The organism is Pseudomonas sp. NPDC088890 (assembly GCF_044900155.1).
In the GTDB taxonomy this organism is placed as follows: Bacteria; Pseudomonadota; Gammaproteobacteria; order Pseudomonadales; family Pseudomonadaceae; genus Aquipseudomonas; species Aquipseudomonas urmiensis.
Window position 1 is genome coordinate 270,016 of the sequence record NZ_JBJDNG010000005.1, and the last position, 19,178, is coordinate 289,193.

The 19,178-nt window shown below is 63.0% G+C and carries 14 protein-coding genes; 8 read left to right on the forward strand and 6 right to left on the reverse strand.

Going from position 1 to position 19,178, the window contains the following annotated elements; all coding sequences use genetic code 11:
* Nucleotides 1-68: 68 nt before the first annotated feature.
* From glnE to ACI2JX_RS13670, 8 genes are all read left to right on the forward strand, one after another.
* Nucleotides 69-3,002, forward strand: coding sequence for a bifunctional [glutamate--ammonia ligase]-adenylyl-L-tyrosine phosphorylase/[glutamate--ammonia-ligase] adenylyltransferase (gene glnE / locus ACI2JX_RS13635; protein WP_404690273.1), 2,934 nt, complete (start codon nucleotides 69-71; stop codon nucleotides 3,000-3,002).
* 222 nt (nucleotides 3,003-3,224) lie between these two features.
* The gene (gene waaF / locus ACI2JX_RS13640; RefSeq protein WP_186552739.1) at nucleotides 3,225-4,274 is read left to right on the forward strand and encodes a lipopolysaccharide heptosyltransferase II; all 1,050 of its coding nucleotides are present in this window, start codon (nucleotides 3,225-3,227) and stop codon (nucleotides 4,272-4,274) included.
* A complete protein-coding gene (gene waaC / locus ACI2JX_RS13645) occupies nucleotides 4,275-5,333 on the forward strand; it encodes a lipopolysaccharide heptosyltransferase I (protein WP_264235308.1) in 1,059 nt (352 codons plus the stop codon).
* A complete protein-coding gene (locus ACI2JX_RS13650) occupies nucleotides 5,333-6,457 on the forward strand; it encodes a glycosyltransferase family 4 protein (RefSeq protein ID WP_264235309.1) in 1,125 nt (374 codons plus the stop codon). Before waaC ends, ACI2JX_RS13650 begins: the two co-directional genes overlap by 1 nt.
* A complete protein-coding gene (gene rfaP / locus ACI2JX_RS13655) occupies nucleotides 6,454-7,260 on the forward strand; it encodes a lipopolysaccharide core heptose(I) kinase RfaP (RefSeq protein ID WP_404690274.1) in 807 nt (268 codons plus the stop codon). The genes ACI2JX_RS13650 and rfaP overlap by 4 nt, the downstream gene beginning before the upstream one ends.
* Complete coding sequence (locus tag ACI2JX_RS13660; protein WP_264235311.1) at nucleotides 7,260-7,994, forward strand: lipopolysaccharide kinase InaA family protein; 735 nt, start codon at nucleotides 7,260-7,262, stop codon at nucleotides 7,992-7,994. The genes rfaP and ACI2JX_RS13660 overlap by 1 nt, the downstream gene beginning before the upstream one ends.
* Entirely contained in the window at nucleotides 7,991-8,743 is a 753-nt protein-coding gene (locus ACI2JX_RS13665; protein ID WP_404690275.1) for a lipopolysaccharide kinase InaA family protein, read from the forward strand. The genes ACI2JX_RS13660 and ACI2JX_RS13665 overlap by 4 nt, the downstream gene beginning before the upstream one ends.
* Entirely contained in the window at nucleotides 8,743-10,185 is a 1,443-nt protein-coding gene (locus tag ACI2JX_RS13670) for a lipopolysaccharide kinase InaA family protein (RefSeq protein WP_368972230.1), read from the forward strand. Before ACI2JX_RS13665 ends, ACI2JX_RS13670 begins: the two co-directional genes overlap by 1 nt.
* On the opposite strand, the gene ACI2JX_RS13675 is transcribed toward ACI2JX_RS13670, so the two are convergent.
* From ACI2JX_RS13675 to ACI2JX_RS13700, 6 genes are all read right to left on the reverse strand, one after another.
* Entirely contained in the window at nucleotides 10,158-13,073 is a 2,916-nt protein-coding gene (locus tag ACI2JX_RS13675; protein WP_404690276.1) for a dermonecrotic toxin domain-containing protein, read from the reverse strand. The genes ACI2JX_RS13670 and ACI2JX_RS13675 overlap by 28 nt on opposite strands.
* A 161-nt stretch (nucleotides 13,074-13,234) precedes the next feature.
* Nucleotides 13,235-13,411 (reverse strand): hypothetical protein, encoded by a 177-nt coding sequence (locus ACI2JX_RS13680; RefSeq protein WP_186552731.1) that lies wholly within the window; start codon nucleotides 13,409-13,411, stop codon nucleotides 13,235-13,237.
* Complete coding sequence (locus ACI2JX_RS13685; protein WP_264235382.1) at nucleotides 13,408-14,520, reverse strand: PepSY domain-containing protein; 1,113 nt, start codon at nucleotides 14,518-14,520, stop codon at nucleotides 13,408-13,410. The genes ACI2JX_RS13680 and ACI2JX_RS13685 overlap by 4 nt, the downstream gene beginning before the upstream one ends.
* A 153-nt stretch (nucleotides 14,521-14,673) precedes the next feature.
* The gene (locus ACI2JX_RS13690) at nucleotides 14,674-17,106 is read right to left on the reverse strand and encodes a TonB-dependent siderophore receptor (protein ID WP_404690277.1); all 2,433 of its coding nucleotides are present in this window, start codon (nucleotides 17,104-17,106) and stop codon (nucleotides 14,674-14,676) included.
* A 543-nt stretch (nucleotides 17,107-17,649) separates the two neighbouring features.
* Nucleotides 17,650-18,606 (reverse strand): FecR domain-containing protein, encoded by a 957-nt coding sequence (locus ACI2JX_RS13695; protein ID WP_404690278.1) that lies wholly within the window; start codon nucleotides 18,604-18,606, stop codon nucleotides 17,650-17,652.
* Nucleotides 18,603-19,121, reverse strand: a complete 519-nt coding sequence (locus ACI2JX_RS13700; RefSeq protein ID WP_404690279.1) for an RNA polymerase sigma factor — start codon at nucleotides 19,119-19,121, stop codon at nucleotides 18,603-18,605. The genes ACI2JX_RS13695 and ACI2JX_RS13700 overlap by 4 nt, the downstream gene beginning before the upstream one ends.
* Nucleotides 19,122-19,178: the final 57 nt, after the last annotated feature.

Below are 19,178 nucleotides of genomic sequence, written 5' to 3' on the forward strand. Positions count from 1 at the left end.
TCCAACCGTGGTCCCGCATCGCCGCGACCGCATTTACCCCTCTGATTCACGCCGATCAAGGATAGTCCATGCGCCTGCCTTTGCCGCTCGATCTGCCTGCCGCCCTGCAACCACTGGTCGTTCGCAACCAGCAGTTGCTCACCGATGCCGTCGCTGGCCACGATCAATTGCACCTGGGCGCTTTGAGCGCCACTCATCGGCAACAGTTCGATCAGGTTGCCGCCGCCAGTGATTTCGTCCTCGGCCAGGTCCAGCGTGAGCCCGGTATGTTCTTCGAGCTGTTGGGCAGTGGCGAGCTGGAGCAGGCCTTCGCCCCGGGTCAGCTCTGTACGCGGATCGCCAGCGTGGCTCAGGCGGCGCAAAGCGAAGATGAGCTGGCGCGTAATCTGCGCCGCGAGCGCAACCGCCAGCAACTGCGCATCATCTGGCGCGACATCACCCGCCAGGCCGCCTTGGGCGAGACTTGCCGCGACCTGTCCGACCTTGCCGATGCCTGTATCGACCAGGCCTATCAATGGTTGTACCCACGCCACTGCCAGCAGTTCGGCACACCGATCGGTAACCGCAGTGGCGAGCCACAGCACATGGTGGTGCTGGGCATGGGCAAACTTGGCGCGGTGGAGCTGAACCTGTCATCGGACATCGACCTGATCTTCGCCTTCCCCGAAGGCGGCGAGACCGAAGGGGTCAAACGCTCGCTGGATAACCAGGAGTTCTTCACCCGCCTGGGCCAGCGCCTGATCAAGGCGCTCGACCCGGTCACCGTCGATGGTTTCGTGTTCCGCGTCGACATGCGCCTGCGCCCCTATGGCTCGGCGGGTGCCTTGGTGCTGTCGTTCAATGCACTGGAGCAGTACTACCAGGACCAGGGCCGTGACTGGGAGCGCTACGCCATGATCAAGGCGCGGGTGGTGGCAGGCGACCAGGCGGCCGGTGCCCAACTGCAGGAGATGCTGCGCCCGTTCGTCTACCGCCGTTACCTGGATTTCTCGGCGATCGAAGCGCTGCGCACCATGAAGCAGCTGATCCAGCAGGAAGTGCGCCGCAAAGGCATGGCCGAGAACATCAAGCTCGGCGCGGGCGGCATCCGTGAGGTGGAGTTCATCGCCCAGGCGTTCCAGTTGATCCACGGCGGGCGTGACCTGAGCCTGCAGCAGCGGCCACTGCTTAAAGTCCTGGCAACCTTGGAGGGCCAGGGTTACCTGCCGCCGGCGGTGGTGGCCGAGCTGCGCGAAGGCTACCAATTCCTGCGGTATACCGAACATGCCATCCAGGCCATCGCCGACCGCCAGACGCAGATGCTCCCCGAAGACGATACCGACCGCGCGCGGGTGGCCTTTATCCTCGGCTTTGCCGACTGGCACAGCTTCCACGATCAGCTCATGTATTGGCGCGGGCGCATCGACTGGCATTTCCGCCAAGTGATCGCCGACCCAGATGAAGACGAGGGCGAGGGCGAGTTGGTGGTGGGGGGGGAGTGGTCGCCGCTGTGGGAACAGGCCCAAGACGAAGAAGCCGCTTGCCGACAGCTGGAGGAAGCCGGGTTCCGCCAGCCGGCCGAGGCCTTGCGGCGCCTGGCCGGTTTGCGTGCCAGCCCGCAGTTGCGTTCGATGCAGCGCTTGGGGCGTGAGCGCCTGGATGCTTTCATTCCGCGCCTGCTGGCCCAGGCCGTCGAGCACGACAACCCGGACCTGGTGCTGGAACGGGTGCTGCCGCTGGTCGAAGCGGTGGCGCGGCGTTCGGCTTATCTGGTCCTGCTTACCGAAAACCCAGGTGCGCTACGTCGCCTGCTGACGCTTTGCGCCGCCAGCCCATGGATTGCCGAGCAGATCGCACGCTATCCGCTGCTGCTCGACGAACTGCTCAATGAAGGCCGCCTGTTCAGCCCGCCACTGGCGCCGGAGCTGGCTTCGGAGCTGCGTGAGCGGCTGACACGCATCCCCGAAGATGACCTGGAACAGCAGATGGAGGCCCTGCGTCACTTCAAGCTGGCGCACAGCCTGCGCGTGGCGGCTTCGGAAATCAGCGGCAACCTGCCGTTGATGAAAGTCAGCGACTACCTCACCTGGCTCGCCGAAGCCATTCTCGATCAGGTGCTGGCCCTGGCCTGGCGCCAGACCGTGGCGCGTCATGGCCAGCCCAAGCGCAGCGATGGCAGCCTGTGCGATCCGGGCTTCATCATCGTCGGGTATGGCAAGGTCGGTGGCCTGGAGCTTGGTCATGGCTCGGACCTGGACCTGGTATTCATTCACGACGGCGACCTGCATGCCGAGACCGACGGCGCCAAGCCGATCGACAGCGCGCAGTTCTTCACCCGCCTGGGCCAGCGCATCATTCACCTGCTGACCACCCAGACCAACTCCGGCCAGCTGTATGACGTCGACATGCGCCTGCGGCCATCGGGCGCTTCCGGGCTGCTGGTCAGCTCGCTCGGTGCGTTCGAACGTTATCAACAAGGCGAAGCCTGGACCTGGGAGCATCAGGCCCTGGTCAGGGCGCGGGTGCTGGTAGGGTGCAAGCAGGTGACCACGGCGTTCGAGGCGGTGCGCGCCAAGGTGCTGGGCCAGGCCCGTGACCTCGATAAGCTGCGCGTCGAGGTCAGCGAGATGCGCGCCAAGATGCGTGACAACCTCGGCACCAAGCTCACCGCCGCCGGCACTGCCAGCAACGCCTTCGATGCGGGCGTGCCGTTCGATATCAAGCAGGATGCCGGCGGTATCGTGGATATCGAATTCATGGTCCAGTACGCAGCATTGGCCTGGTCCCACGACCACCCGGCGTTACTGCGCTGGACCGACAATATCCGCATCCTCGAAGAGCTCGAACAGGCCGGCCTGCTGCCCGCCAGTGATGCGGTGTTGCTGCGTGAGGTGTACAAGGCCTTCCGTTCGGCTTCGCATCGCCAGGCCTTGCAGAAGCAGGCCGGGGTCATCGATGCCGCCCAGTTCGCCGACGAGCGCCGCGAAGTACGGCGAATCTGGGGTGAGCTTGGCCTGAGTTGAGCGTTCAGGGCGACGACCGGGCACCAGTGGTACACTGCACGCCATATAGCCTGAATATAAAGAGGGATGGCTCGCCTCGAAGCCCGCGCGAGCGGTTTGCCTGGGAGCGGGCTTGACCGGCGATGGCGTCGTCACACAACGATGCTATCGCCGGGCAAGCCCGTTGCCATGTCAGCCGTTGCCGCAAGGTATGGGTTATCCCCGAGCGTTTCTGGACAAAGCATGAGAATACTGATCATTGGCCCCAGCTGGGTCGGCGACATGGTAATGGCGCAAACGCTGTTCCACTGCCTGAAGCAGCAGCACCCCGAATGCGTGATCGACGTGCTGGCGCCCGAGTGGAGCCGGCCGATCCTTGAGCGTATGCCTGAGGTCCGCCAGGCCCTGAGCTTCCCGCTTGGCCACGGCGCACTTGAGCTGGCGACGCGCCGGCGCATCGGCAAATCCCTGGCCGGCCAGTACGACCAGGCGATCCTTTTGCCCAATTCGCTCAAGTCGGCGCTGGTGCCGTACTTCGCGGGTATTCCCAAGCGCACCGGCTGGCGCGGCGAAATGCGCTACCTGCTACTCAACGATGTGCGCAAGCTCGATAAAGAGCGTTATCCGCTGATGATCGAGCGCTTCATGGCCCTGGCCTATACGCCGGGTGCCGAGTTGCCTAAACCGTACCCGCGACCGACCTTGCAGATCGAAGCCGCCAGCCGTGAAGCCGCCCTGGCCAAATTCGGCTTGAGCCTGGATCGCCCGGTGCTGGCGTTGTGCCCAGGTGCCGAGTTTGGCGAAGCCAAGCGCTGGCCGGCCGAGCATTACGCGGAAGTCGCCGATGCAATGATTCGCCAGGGCTGGCAAGTCTGGCTGTTCGGCTCGAAGAACGATCATCCGGTGGGTGAGTCGATCCGCGACCGGTTGATTCCGGGGCTGCGGGAAGAATCGAGCAACCTGGCAGGCGAAACCTCGCTGGCCGAAGCCATCGACTTGATGTCCTGCGCCGACGCGGTGGTGTCCAACGATTCGGGCCTGATGCACGTGGCCGCTGCGTTGAACCGCCCGTTGGTGGCAGTCTACGGTTCGACCTCGCCGGGCTTCACCCCGCCGTTGGCCGAGCAGGTCGAGGTGGTGCGCCTGGGCCTGGATTGCAGCCCATGCTTCGACCGGACCTGCCGGTTCGGCCACTACAACTGCCTGCGCCTGCTGGAGCCTGGCAAGGTCATCGCTGCCTTGCAGCACCTGGCCGGGCCGAACCTGATCGATACCGTGGCTGAGGTCGACTAAGTGCGGGTGCTGATCATCAAGACATCTTCGCTGGGAGATGTCATCCATACCTTGCCAGCGCTCACCGATGCCGCTCACGCCATCCCCGGGATTCGTTTCGACTGGGTGGTGGAGGAGGGCTTCGCCGAGATCCCCAGTTGGCACCCAGCGGTCGACCAGGTCATCCCGGTGGCGATCCGTCGCTGGCGCAAGAATATCTGGCAGACCCTCAAAAGCGGCGAGTGGAAGGCTTTCAAGCAGCGCGTGCGTGAGCGCAAATACGACCTGGTGATCGATGCCCAGGGCCTGGTCAAGTCGGCCTGGCTGACCCGCTACGTCAAGGCGCCGGTGGCAGGGCTCGATCGCTTCTCTGCGCGCGAAGGCTGGTCCAGTCGTTTCTATGACCGGCCGCTGTCGGTCGCGGTTGGCCAGCACGCCGTCGAACGTGTGCGCCAGCTGTTCGCCTTGGCCTTGGCCTATGACTTGCCGGAAGGCATCGGCAACTACGGCCTGGACCTGGAGCGTCTGCAATTGCCGCCAGCAGCACCCTACGTGGTGTTCCTGCATGGCACCACCTGGGCCACCAAGCACTGGCCGGAAGCCTATTGGCGCGAACTGGCCGAGCGCATGGGCCGGCGCAACCTCAAGGTGTGCCTGCCCTGGGGTAACCCAACCGAGAAGGCGCGCGCCGAGCGCATCGCCCAGGGCTTGAATAACTGCCAGGTACTGCCCAAGTTGAACCTGGTCGGCGTGGCCCGTGTACTGGCGGCCGCCAAGGCCTGCGTGGCAGTGGACACCGGCCTGGGCCATCTGGCCGCGGCGCTGGATGTGCCGACCATCTCGCTGTTTGGCCCCACCAACCCTGGTTTGACCGGCGCCTATGGACGTGTCCAGGTCCACCAGGCGAGCGACTTCCCCTGTGCGCCCTGCCTGCAGAAGAAGTGCACCTATAAACCGAGCGCCGAGGACCTGCGCCGGTTCGATCTCAAACGCGAGTGGCCGCTGTGCTTCACTCGCCTGAATCCCGAGCATGTGGCGAGCCGCTTGAGCGCGTTGCTGCTGGCTGAGGATGTTCGTTGATGCAACTGGCTTTCGTGCTTTACAAATACTTCCCCTTCGGCGGGCTGCAGCGTGACTTCATGCGCATTGCCCTTGAGTGCCAGAAGCGTGGCCATCAGATCCGGGTCTACACCCTGATCTGGGAAGGGGACATTCCACCGGGCTTCGAAGTACTGGTGGCGCCGGTCAAGGCGCTGTTCAACCATCGGCGCAACGAGAAGCTCAGCGCCTGGATGCAAGCCGACCTGGCCAAGCGCCCGGTCGACCGCCTGATCGGCTTCAACAAGATGCCGGGCCTGGACGTCTACTACGCCGCCGACGGCTGCTTCGAAGACAAGGCGCAGACCCTGCGCGGTGGCCTGTACCGGCGCTGGGGCCGCTACCGGCACTTCGCCGAATACGAGCGAGCGGTGTTCGCCCGCGATGCACGCACCGAGATCCTGATGATTTCCGAAGTGCAGCAACCGCTGTTCATCAAGCATTACGACACCCCGGTGGAGCGTTTCCACCTGCTGCCGCCGGGTATTTCCCAGGACCGCCGCGCACCAGACAACGCCGCTGAGATTCGCGCGCAGTTTCGCCAGGAGTTCAACCTGGGCGCTGACGACTTGTTGCTGGTGCAGATTGGCTCGGGGTTCAAGACCAAGGGCGTCGACCGCAGTCTCAAGGCCCTAGCCGCGTTGCCTTCTGGCCTGCGCAAGCGCACCCGGCTGATGGTCATCGGCCAGGACGACCCCAAAGTCTTCCAGCTGCAAAGCGCGACCCTGGGCTTGGGCGAGCAAGTGCAGTTCCTCAAGGGGCGCAGCGATATTCCGCGCTTCCTGCTCGGCGCCGATATGCTGATCCACCCGGCCTACAACGAGAACACTGGCACGGTGCTGCTCGAGGCACTGGTCGCCGGGTTGCCGGTGCTGGTCTCGAAAGTCTGCGGTTATGCCCATTACATTGCCGAGGCCGATAGCGGCCTGGTGCTGGATGAGCCGTTCGAGCAGGAGCAGCTCAACCGCTACCTGCAACGCATGCTCGAAGACGCCCAAGCGCGTGCCACGTGGTCGCGCAATGGCCTGGCATTTGCCGACAGCGCCGACCTCTACAGCATGCCGCAGCACGCTGCCGATGTGATCCTCAACCAGGAGCACGCATGAAGCTGATACTGGCTGAACCGTTCAAACGCCTGTGGGCCGGACGCGATGCCTTCGAGGCCGTCGAAGGCTTGCAAGGCGAAGTGTTCCGCGAGCTCGAAGGGCGCCGCACGCTGCGCACCGAAGTCGAAGGCGAGGGCTATTTCGTCAAGATCCACCGCGGCATCGGCTGGGGCGAGATCTTCAAGAACCTGTTCAGCGCCAAGCTGCCGGTGCTGGGTGCCGGCCAGGAATGGCGGGCCATCCAGCGCCTGCACGAAGTCGGCGTGCCGACCATGACCGCCGTCGCCTATGGCGAGCGCGGCAGCAATCCTGCCACCCAGCATTCCTTCATCGTCACCGAAGAGCTGGCGCCGACCATCAGCTTGGAAGATTTCAGCCTGGACTGGGTCAAGCAGCCGCCGCTGCCGCGCCTGAAACATGCGCTGATCGCCGAAGTGGCGAAGATGACTGGCGGCATGCACCGCGCCGGGGTCAACCACCGCGACTGCTACATTTGCCACTTTTTGCTGCACACCGATCGCCCGGTGACGCCAGAAGATCTGAAGTTGTCGGTGATCGACCTGCACCGTGCCCAGACCCGTGCCAGCATCAGCCGCCGTTGGCGCGACAAAGACCTGGCCGCGCTGTACTTCTCGGCGCTGGACATCGGCCTGACCCGCCGCGACAAACTGCGCTTCATGCGCGGCTATTTCCAGCGCCCGTTACGCCAGATCCTGGCTGACGAGGCCGCGCTGCTCGCCTGGCTCGAACGCAAGGCGCAGAAACTCTACGATCGCAAACAACGCTATGGGGATGCGCTCTGATGGCGGGTTGGACACTGGCGCCGGGCTATGAACCGCTGGCGGCGGATTTTGGCAGTCTCGAGGCGGTGTTCGCTCTCCAGGGCGAACGCTTGACCAGCGACCCACTCAGTGAAGTGGTGCGCATCGAGCGTGGCGGGGTCAATTACTACGTCAAACGCTACACTGGCGCCGGCAAGCACATGCGCCGCTACCTCGGGCGGCCGCGAATCAAGGCCGAGTGGCAGAACCTCAAGCAGTTCGCCAAGTGGGGCATTCCCACTGCCGAGGTGGTGGCCTGGGGCCTGGAGCGCAAGGGCCTGGCCTTTGCCCGTGGGGCGATGATCACCCGTGAGTTGCCGCGTACCGAGGATTTGTCGGAGCTGGCCAAACACAATGATCCGCGCCTGGCCGATCGTGCCTGGGTCGATCACGTCAGCCGGCAACTGGCGCGCCACACCCGGGTGATGCACGATCACCACTTCACCCATAACGACCTGAAGTGGCGCAATCTGTTGGTGGATGACCAGGGCACGCTATTCTTCATCGATTGTCCGACCGGTGACTTCTGGCGCGGCTTCATGCTCCGCCATCGGGTCATCAAGGACCTGGCCTGCCTGGACAAGGTTGCCAAGTACCACCTTTCGGCCACCCAACGCCTGCGTTTCTATCTGCAATACCGCGGGCATCAACGGCTCAATGCCCGCGACAAGCAACGGGTGCGCGAAGTGGTGCGCTTTTTCGAGGGAAGGGAATGACCGATTACCTGGCCAGCGGCGATCTAGCGCTGCTGCAACGCCACGGCCTGAACGATTTCGAAGCGCTGTGGGCGCTGCAACTGGACGCCGTGGACGAACCCAATACCGGCCGTGGCGGCTGGAGCAGCGTGTATCGCCTGGAGCTCGAGGGCAAGGGCTATTACCTCAAGCGCCAGTGCGACTACCTCACGCGGACCCTGCACCGACCGTTCGGCGAGCCAACCTTCGCCCGCGAATTTCGCAATATCAGCCGCTACCAGAAGCTCAAGATCCCGGCCTTGCAGGCGGTGTTCTATGGCGAGCGCAAGAGCAAGGGCCAGCACCGCGCGATTCTCATGACCCGTGCCCTGGACGAGTGGAGCGACCTGGACAGCTTGCTCGAGCAATGGCCGCTGCTGGCTGCCGAGAAGCGCCTAGGGATTCTCCAGGCCTGCGGTCAGCTGGCGCGCACCCTACACGCAGCGGGTCAAGTGCATGGCTGCTTCTATCCCAAGCACATCTTCCTGCGTGAGCGCCGCGAAGGCTGGCAAGCGCAGCTGATCGACCTGGAAAAGACCCGCCCACTGCTGCTGGGCATGCGTGACCGCCTCAGGGACCTGGAACCACTGCTGCGTCGCACCCGCGCCTGGAGCGAGGGTGATGTGCGCAGCATGCTGGCCGCCTATCTTGAGCAGCCCGCCGACAGCCCGCTGGTGGCGACCTGGCTGCAGCGCCTGGTGCGCCGCCGTCGTGAAAAAGAGGCACGTTGATGCGTTTGTCTGAATTGAAAGCGGCCGGGCGCAGCCCGGCTTTGCCGCTGAGCGTGACCCTGGCCGACGCCGCAGGCAGTGCCGAGCTGCAACTGCTCAGCCTGTTGCGCGTGTTGCCCGGCCAGCGTTACGTCGGCGCGGGTATCTGGCGCGGTACCCCGGTGCTGGCCAAGCTGTTGGTCGGCAACAACGCCGCGCGGCATTTCCAGCGTGAGCTCGAAGGCGTCAAGCTGATGGCTGCGCAGGGCCTGACCACCCCGCAACTGCTGGCCGACGGCCTCAAGGAAGGCGAGGGCGGCTGGTTGCTGTTCGAGTACCTCGAAGGCGCCGAGAGCCTGGGCGATGCCTGGACCGAAGTCGAAGCACTGCCGCCGTTGGCCGACGAGCAGCACCTGGTGCTCGGCGAGGCACTGACTGCCGTGGCGCAGATGCATGCCAAAGGCCTCTGGCAAACGGACTTGCACCTGGACAACTTGCTGCGTCACAACGGCCGCCTGTACTTGATCGACGGCGCCGGAATCAAAGCCGAGACGCCAGGTCAAAACCTCTCGCGCCAGCGCGTGCTGGAAAACCTTGGGGTGTTCTTCGCCCAGTTGCCCAAGCGCCTGGAGCCATTCATCGAAGAACTGCTGGTGCACTATCTGCTGGCTAACGGCGAGCATGCGCTGCCACTGGAAGCCCTGCAAAAGCAGGTCGACAAGGTCCGTGCATGGCGTCTGAAGGATTACCTGGATAAGGCCGGTCGCGAGTGCACCCTGTTCAGCGTGCAGCGAACCCTGTCTGGCCTGCGGGCGATCCGCCGGCCAGAAGTCGAGGCCATGCTACCGGTACTGGAGCAGGCCGACGCCTTGATCGACCAGGGCCATTTGTACAAAACCGGCGGCGCGGCCAGTGTCGCGCGGGTCGAGGTAGATGGGCGCAAGTTGGTCCTCAAACGCTACAACATCAAGAACACTGCGCACTGGTTCAAGCGCTTCTGGCGTCCGAGCCGGGCCTGGCATTCGTGGATCGAGGCGCATCGCCTGACATTCCTCGACATCGCCACGCCCAAGCCCCTGGCGGTGCTCGAACAACGGGTCATGGGCCTGCGCAGTCGTGCCTACCTGGTGACCGAATATGCCGATGGTCCGGACCTGATCGAGTGCTTCAAGCCCTATATCGACAGTGGTGATGCACCGCAAGAGCAGCTGCAGGCGCTGGTCCACCTCATGCAGCAACTGATCCGCGAGCGCATCAGCCATGGCGACATGAAGGGCCACAACCTGTTCTGGCAGAACGGCCAATGGTCGCTGATCGATCTCGACGCCATGTGCCAGCACGCCACCCAGCTCAGCTTCGCTGCGGCCTACTCCCGCGATCGGGCGCGGATGCTGCGCAACTGGCCCAGTGGCAGTGCGCTGCACCAACGTATCGATCAGCTGCTGCCAAGGCTTGCCGAGTAAGCTGCCGGAAGCGCCAGCCAGTCGCTGCTGCGGCCGGTCTGGCGCACCCGGATGTGCCACTGGTCATCTTGCCAGCGCAGTACCGCCCAAGCGGCAACGCTGCCTCGCTGGGTTTCAGGCATCACCAGGTGGTAGTGGCTTTTGAGCAAGTGGCGGCGTACGGGAAACTGATTCGATCCCAGCTGCACATATAGCTGGGTATTCTCTTCAAACAGGTTTTCATCGTCTGCGTCAGCAACGCCTTGCCGGGTAGATGTCAGGCGGCTGTCGTCCAGTAGTTGCTGGATATCAGGTAGCCCGTCATGCCAGAGCAGCGGTGAATCAACCACCCAGCTGCCATCCAGACAGCGCTGGATGGGCAGTTGCAGATAGGCATTGGGCAAGTTTGGATCAATGGCGCGCCAGCGCGTCCCGTCGAAGGTGACGTTGAAGTAGCGGCCAAGGTTGTCTTTCACGAAGTATTGAGACAGACCTGGGCTGGTCGATCTTTTCTCATAGACGGCCTCACCGTGGGGCGCATCGATGCGGTAGCGCAAACTGGCGACTTCGGGGGTCGCTTCGTAATGCGGGGGTAGCGGTACTGGTGGTGGTTTTGGTAGCCCACGCATGGCTCGACGCATCAGCCCTGAACCCGACATATCGTTTAACCCCGCAGTGGCATGCCCGAGTGCGGCGACAGCGTGATGCAGGGCACCGCTATGATCGTCGTGTTCGAATGCTTCAAAGCCATCCCAGATGGAAATACCCATACGCCCGAACGCCAGTGCCACCGAGCCTGCCTGCGGCAGCACCAGGGTGACGATATCCAGTAGTAGCCTCAGAACATTGACCGAATATTGACCTAGCAACTCTTCGTTGCTGCGGGTCACGTTATCGGCCTGAGCCAGCAGATGGTTCACTTCGGCCCGGTAGCTCGCCTGGTAAAGGTTGCCGGTGATCGTCTGCAGGCTGATATGCGAGCCCAGGCGGCCTTTGAGTAGCAGCTGTTCCAGCGCGTTGCCGTTGCCCAGTGGCAAGCGCTGCAAGGCATAGCGGCGCAGCTGCGCATCGTTGCGTACGGCGCGGATCAGCGCCCTGGCATTGGTGTATTCACGCCATGGGCGGCGGTCTGGGGCGTCGGGGCAGTAGACCACGATGCGGTTCGAGTTCTCCGGGGAAACCAGCAACAGCACCCCTAGCAAGGTCTGCCCTTGGACCAGCATCTGCCGTACGATCACCTGTTGCTCGTTGTAATGAGGGCGGTTGTGGCTATCGGGCGCATGGATCACGGTATTGGCCCAGCCATAGCCTTGTTCGAACGTGTCACGCTGAAAATGGCCTGCGTAACGCGCCTTCACTGCTTCGGCATTCATGCGCGTGCGATTGAGGTGCTCATGCGCTTGTTGGCGCCACTGGCCATGTGGCGACTCGAGCAGTTGGGTGCGCAGATAAGCCTGATAACCACTGCCAGCGTTCAATCGACGAATGATCTGTTTGACCCTCAGCGGGGTAAGCGCCGGTAATGCCTGGTCGTTGTCCAGATGCACGCGTGCGGTCAGCCAGTAATCGACATCGAACCAAGCGATGTTGAGCAGTGCCAGCTCGTCTAGCCGATAGGTCTGCCTGACCAGTTCCACGCTTGTGCCTGCCTGCGGGTTGCTTACCACGGGAATGTAGGCACTGCTGTCGAGCGGGTTGAGCAGCGGTCCGACCTGACGCGCCAGGGTCACGCTGATCGAGATATCTTGCGGGGCAGTATCGATGCCAGGGTCGCGCTGCAAGAACTCGCGCAGACGCTCGCGCACCCAATTCAACAGCGAGTGGCGCTGCTTGAACTGCTCCAGGGTGAGAATGCCAGGCGCGGCAGCTGCCTCGATGGCTGCGACCTGCTCCTGCATCGCTTGCATGATGTGCGCGACGCCTTGCTGGCTGGTGGTGCGCAACCAGTTGGGCAAGTGTTTTTCCAGCAGCAGACCGTAGCGGGTGGCTAACGGGCCGTGGCTGCTTAGTTCGTGGTGAAGATCCAGTGCGCTGGCCAGCCTGGCATCGAGCTGGCCGATGTCACGCTGCAGACCGCGTTCGAACGCGGTTCGCCAGGCGAGCGTCAGGCGCTTGTCATGGGCATCGCCAATGGCCAGTGCCTGCGACTGCGCGAGGTCTTCGTTGTACCAGTCATAGCGCAGGCGCTCGGCTCGGCACGCACGTCGCTGCTGCTCCGGCTCGACCAGTAGTCTGCTCAGCGGTTCGCTCTGTTGTTGATCCTCAAGGCGTTCGCACAGCTCCACATGCAGCGCGGCGAGGCTTTCGAATGCCTCGATGCCATGCGCGACGCTACATAGGATCACTCGCCCGACCGGCTCGTGAGCCTCGATCAAGCGACCCTCAGGGCCGTGTTCAGTGAGGATCATTACCCCAGGCAGATGACTGCGCCAGTGTGGCGCCGTGCCGGAAAGTAGCGGGCGATAGAGCTGGGGCCGGCCAGTGGCGGGCAGGTGTCGGCGTTGCCAGGGCAGCGGCAATTGAAGGCAGGTGTTGATCAACTGGGCGTGTTCTGGCGACAGGGTCTGGTCGCTTAGGCGTAAACGTATCTCGGTGAACAATTGCTCTCGGCGCAATGACGCCAGGCGGACCTCACGGCTCAGTCCCTTGCTGTCGCGCTCCAGCCAATAGCTTGCCAGATCGGCATGCAGGGTCTGGCGAAGGGTTGTGCAAAAGCTGCCGATCCGCGTGGTGAAGTCGGCCGGTAAGCTGAGCTGCGGATAAGCGTCATGGCGGGGGGCAGTGGCAACTGGCAGCGTGAAGGTTGCGCCATCGAACAGATGTAAACCGATCAGATCCAGCAGTGGCCAACGGCCAAAGTGCAGGGCGCGGGCGGAATGTTCTGCCCTGGGAAGAGGTTCGCTAGACACTGGTCGAGGCGGTATTCCACACCCGGCAATGGCGGCAGCAGGGTGTTTAATTGAGTGTCTAGTGCCTGGAGCAGCAGCAACGGCGTCACGAGTCATCTCCTAGGGGTGAGGATGTCCCATGCTGGCGCGAAGTGCCCAGGCCTTGGCGTTAACCCGATACCTCAGCGTCGCAGCAGGCCGCGCATGGCCAACCATGCCGGGATGCCCAGCCCAAGCCAGGACAGCCCATCCCACCAACCGTCGCCGAGCAACGCGGCGAACAGCCCTAGGGCGCCGAGCAGGCCAATCAAGGCCGGCCAGGCGAAGATCCGCGCGGTGGCTTGCGACTTGTGGCTCATGCCTTGGCCTCACGAGGTTTGCGCTGTTTGGCGAGCCACAGGTACAGGCCGCTGCCGAGAACGATGATGGTCAGGACATCGAGCAGCGCCCAGAGAATTTGCATCGGTCGTCCGCCATAGTCGCCAAAGTGCAGTGGCTGCGACAGACCGAGGGCGTCCATGTACCACGGTCGGTCGCCGACTGCGGTGACCTCAAGGGTCTTGGCGTCGATCAGTACTGGGGTGAACAGGTGCGAGGTCAGGTGGCTGGCACCTTTCATGAACACCGCATAGTGGTGCTCACTGGAGAAGCGCGTGCCGGGAAAGGCAATGAAGTCGGGGTGCATGCCAGGCGCTGCGTGTTCGGCGATGTCCAGCAGGCGACTGGCGGGGGCACGTTCTGTCAGCGCTGGCGCATCGCGGTAGGGCGCGACCATGGCCGTCAAACTTTCGTTGCGCCAGGCAGCGATCACCAGGTCGGCGCAGGCGCTGATCACGCCGGTGACGCCGACCACCAGCGCCCAGGTCAGGGTGACCACGCCGATCAGGTTATGCAGGTCGAGCCAACGCAGCCGGCGTGACTTGTCGCGGCGCACCGTGGCGAACGCCAGGCGACGCATGAAGGGCGCGTAGAGCACGGTGCCGGAGATGATCGCCAAGACGAACAGCACGCCCATGAACGCTAGCCAGAGTTTGCCGGGCAGGCCGGCGAACATGTCCACGTGCAGGCGCAGCAGGGTCATCATCAAGCCGCCATTGGCCGCAGGCATGGCAACTGCCTCGCCGGTGCGGGCGTCGAGCATGAAGGTGTGCGAGTCGTTTGGATCGCTGCCTGCGCTGGCGGCGGTGATGGCGATCACGCCGTTGGGCTCGTCCTCGTCATAGCCGAAATACTGCATGACCTCACCGGGGCGATGTTGCTCGGCCTTGAGCACCAGCTGTTGTAGATCCAGGTGCGGGGTGTCGGCAGGCATTTGCCGCAGCTCAGGGGCATCGCCGAGCAGGTGTTCCAGCTCGTGGTGGAAGATCAGTGGCAGGCCGGTGAGTGCCAGCAACAGCAAGAACAGCGTACAGATCAGGCTGCTCCAGGTGTGGATCGCGGACCAGCGGCGGATGGTTTGGCTTTTCATCACGGGGGCTCTTGTGTCGCCTGCTTTGGGGCTGCTTTGCAGCCCTTCGCGGGCAAGCCCGCTCCTACAGGGACCGCGCCAATCTCAACGACGGCGCTCTCCCTGTAGGAGCGGGCTTGCCCGCGAAGGGCCGCAAAGCGGCCCCTGCATGGCTCAGAACTTGTAGTTAACGCTGGCCACCACATTGCGCTCGTCGCCGTAGTAGCAGTAGTAACCATCACAGGTCGACAGGTAGTCCTTGTTGAACAGGTTCTTGGCATCCACCGCCAGGGTTACACCCTTGAAGGTGCCGTTCAGACGTCCCAGATCGTAGTGCAGCGATGCATCATAGATGGTGTATGAGCCTACATGCCCCCAATCTGTATTGGTGGTATTGCCGTAGGTGTCGCCCACATAGCGCATGCCTACGCCGATGCCGAAGCCATCCAGCGGGCCACTGTGCCAGGTGTAGTCTGCCCAGGCAGTGGCCTGATTGCGTGGCACCTGAGCCATGCGCTTGCCTTTCTCCGCAGCCGTGCCTTTGATGATCTCGCTGTCGTTATAAGTGTACGAGCCGATCAGCTTGAGGTTCTCTGTTAAGTCGGAAGTAGCTTCCAGCTCCAGACCCTTGACCCTTACTTCACCCACTTGGCGGGTGATGTTGTTTTCCGTTACTGACATGTTCTCCTGGGTCAGATCGAACACCGCTGCGCTTAACAGGGTCTTGCTGCCTGGCGGCTGATATTTGATACCCAGCTCGTACTGTTTGCCTTCAGTAGGTTTGAAACCATCGGTGCTGTTAACGGTAGCTCCGGATGCAGCCTGGAAAGACTCGGCATAGGAGATATAGGGCGTGACGCCGTTATCGAAGACATAGCTCAGGGCCGCGTTACCACTGAATTTCTTGTCTCGCTGGGTGTTGGTAGCGTCGCCCTGGTTGTGGAAGGTTGTGCCGGTATGCACCCAGTCTTCGCGCCCCCCAAGGGTCAGTCGCCAGTTATCAACTGCCATTTGATCCTGGATGTACAGGCCGGTCTGTTGGGTCTTCTGGTCATAGTCGTACATGTCGAAGTACTGGACGTTGGAGAAGTCCTGACCGTAGATCGGATTATGGATATTGCTTGGAGGAACACCTGCCGAACCCCAGCGCCAACGGGCGTTGCTGGCAGAGCGCTGGTGATCGAGGCCGAGCAGCAGGGTGTGGTTGATCACCCCAGTCTGGAAGTCAGCCTGGAAGTTATTGTCCAAAGCGAATTGGCTGATGTCTTCTTCGACGATTCCCGCAGTGCGCTGCACCGTGCCATCGGCGCTGACAGCTTGATCTGGGCCTGCTGGCCAGATCGAGCCACCGGCGGTGATGCCCTTGAAATCCAACTCGTTGCGGGCGTAACGCAGGTTTTGCCGGAATTGCCAGGTATCGTTCAAGCGAGTCTCGAACGCGTAGCCTAGGTGGTAGTAGGTACGGTCATAAGACTCCCAATCGGGATCGCCCAGGTTCTTGTGATGAGAAATCTTGCCGGCGGCGCTGTCCAGCTTGGTTCCTTGCAGTGGCAGGAACTGGCCGGTAATCCCTGTATCGTCGCGGTTGAATTGGGTGATGAAGGTTAGCTTGGTATCGTCGTTGATGTTCCAAGTGATGCTCGGCGCAAGGTTGTAGCGTTTGTCCGGGATGTGGTCGACCGGGGAGTTGCTGTCTCGCACAGTGCCGCTGATACGGTAGAGGAACTGACCCTGATCGTCGATCTTGCCGGTACTGTCGAAGTTAATCTGCTTATGTTCATTACTGCCGACCTGCACTCCAACTTCATGGCTGCTCAGCGCTTCGGGGCGGCGCGAGGTCATATCCAGCAGACCACCGGGTGGAGTCTGGCCATAAACGGACGAAGCTGGGCCGCGCAGCACTGCGATGCGCTCAAGATTCCATGGTTCGATCTTGGGTGTAGCGTAGTTGCCCTTGGGCAGCGGTAGGCCGTCGAGGAACTGGGTCGGCACGAAACCGCGCACCAGCAACCAGTCGTTGCGTGAGTCGGAGCCGTAGCCGCTGCTCTGGACCCCGGCGGTGTAGCGTAGCGCGTCGTTGAGGTTGAGAACCTGCCGGTCTTCCATCTGCTGGCGGGTGATGACGGTGACCGAGCGCGGCAGCTCAGCAATGGCAGTATCGGTCTTGCTGCCGGCCGCAGTACGTGTGGCCGTATAGCCTTCGACCGCACCCCAGGCGCTTTCATAGTCGCTGTTGGCGTTGATCGCGGTTTCCGGCAGCGCCAGGCTGCCGTCTGGGGTGGCAACCAGGCTATAGCTGCCAACGCTGCTCTGTTGCAGTTGCAGGCCGCTGCCACGCAGGGCCGCTTGCAGGGCGCCGAGGGCGTCGTACTGGCCGCTGACTGGGGCCGAGGTACGGCCGCTGACGATCGCCGGATCAATGGCCAGGGCGATACCGGCTTGGCTGGCGATCTGGTTCAGCGTGGTCGCCAGTGGCGCGCTAGGCAGATCATAGGCGCGTACGGACTGCTCGGCGGCGTAAACGGCAGGGCTGGCAAACGGCGCGGCCAGGGCGATGGCCAGAGCCATCAGGCTGGGGCGCAGGTAACAATCAACAGCACGGGACATGCAGCGGCTCCTCGACGGATAAGTGCTAACTGCTTCCTTGCCGAACGAGATTTGAAAAGTGACAGGGGGCTGTCGAGATTATTTTTTGGTCAATCTGCCAGGTGTACAAACGCGCAAGGCGCTGGCTGCGTGGGAACGGGTTGCGTGGGAACTGCCTGCTTGGGAACTGCGTGCTTGGGAACTGCGTGCGGGGGATCGAGCTGCGTGGGACTGGCTGCGTGGGAGCGGGCTTGCCCCGCGATAGCGTCGGCATGAGCACCCGCACATAGCGATCTGACGCTATCGCGGGGCAAGCCCGCTCCCACGCAGCCAGTCCCACTAAGCCAGTCCCACTAAGCCAGTCCCACTAAGCCAGTCCCACGCAGCCAGTCCCACTAAGCCAGTCCCACTAAGCCAGTCCCACTAAGCCAGTCCCACTAAGCCAGTCCCACTAAGCCAGTCCCACACAGCCAGCTCACGCAGTTCGTGCATGCAGCCCGCTCCCACGTAGCTCGCGCACATGTCGCCCACTACCAGGCAAATCCGTTGCGGGGCGTGCCACCCTTACTTGGCAACCACCGTCACCCACCAGGGCGTATGCCGCTCGACCTTGACCGGCAGCGCCGGCAGCAACGAGGCCAGCGCCAGATCGATGTCGGTCAAGGGGAAGCTGCCGGTCACGCGCAGGTTGGCCACTTCATCGGCTACGCCCATGTGCCCGCTGCGATAGCGGCCAAGCTCGGCGACCAGGTCGCCCAGGCGCACGTTGTCCACCACCAGCATGCCGCGGGTCCAGGCATCGGCCCCAGCGACCACGGGGCTGATCTGGCCCAGGCCATTGGCATTCATCAGCACCTGCTGACCTTCGCGCAAAACTTGCTCATCGCCACTGCTCGACGGCATCGCCGCCACTTGCGACTGCAACACCTCAAGGCGCGTGCCGTGTTGTTCACGCTTGACCAAAAAGCGCGTGCCAAGGGGCCGCAGCCGACCATCGTCGGTGCGCACCAGCAGTGGCCGCAGGTCCTGATGGCCGGTTTCCACGGAAATCTCGCCCTGATGCAAGACGATCAGCCGTTCGTCACCCTCAAAATCGATATCCACTGCGGTGTGGGTATTGAGGCTCAGCAGGGTGCCGTCTTCCAGGCGCAGCGTGCGCAGTTCGCCGGTAGCGGTGCGCTGGTCTGCCAGCCAGTAGCCGGGCGACAGTGACGGCGCGCCGATTTGCAACAGCAGCGCGCCGACCAGCAGCATCCCTGCCAAGCCCCCGCCCAGCTTGCCAATCCGTCGGCGCAGGCTGACCCGCGACTGCAGCAGGGCTTTACGCGCAGGCCCAGCCGCAGCACTGACGCGCTGGTCGAGCATGCCTAGCTGGCGCCAGGCGCGGGCGTGCTCTTCGCTGGCGGCATGCCAGCGGATGAATTCGCTGCGCTCATCGGGCGAACCGCTGCCTTCATCCAGGCACAGCTTCCAAGCGATTGCGGCGTCCAGCACTTGATTCGAAACCGGAGCGGCGCTCACGTCGGTTCCCCATACAGGGCGATGTAGCACTGGCGCAGGCCTTGGGCCAGGTACTGGCGTACCCGCGAGACCGAAACCCCCAGGCGCTCGGCAATCTCGGCATGGCCCATGCCATCCAGGCGGTTGTGCAGGAACGCGGCGCGAGCCTTGCTCGACAGCTTGCTGAGCAATCGGTCGATGGCCTTGAGGTCTTCAAGAATCAGGTGTTGGAATTCCGGGGAAGGGTGTTCGGCCTCGGGCATCAGCGCCAGTTCGGCCAGGTAGGCCTGCTCCAATGCAGCGCGACGAAAGTGGTCGAACAACAGGCCCTTGGCCACTGCCACCAGAAATGCCCGTGGCTCACGCGGAGTACTCAGCTGCTCGCGGCCGAGCAGGCGCACGAAGGTGTCCTGGCTCAGGTCTTCGGCGCGTTGACGGCAGGCGGTGCTGCGTTGCAGCCAGGCCAGTAGCCAGCTGCGATGATCGCGATACAGCGCTCCGACCAGCTCGGCGTGTGGGCTCTGCGCAGACGACAAGAAAGGTTCCCCGAAAACAATGCGTTAACTAACGATAATTATTCGCGATTGTTGCAG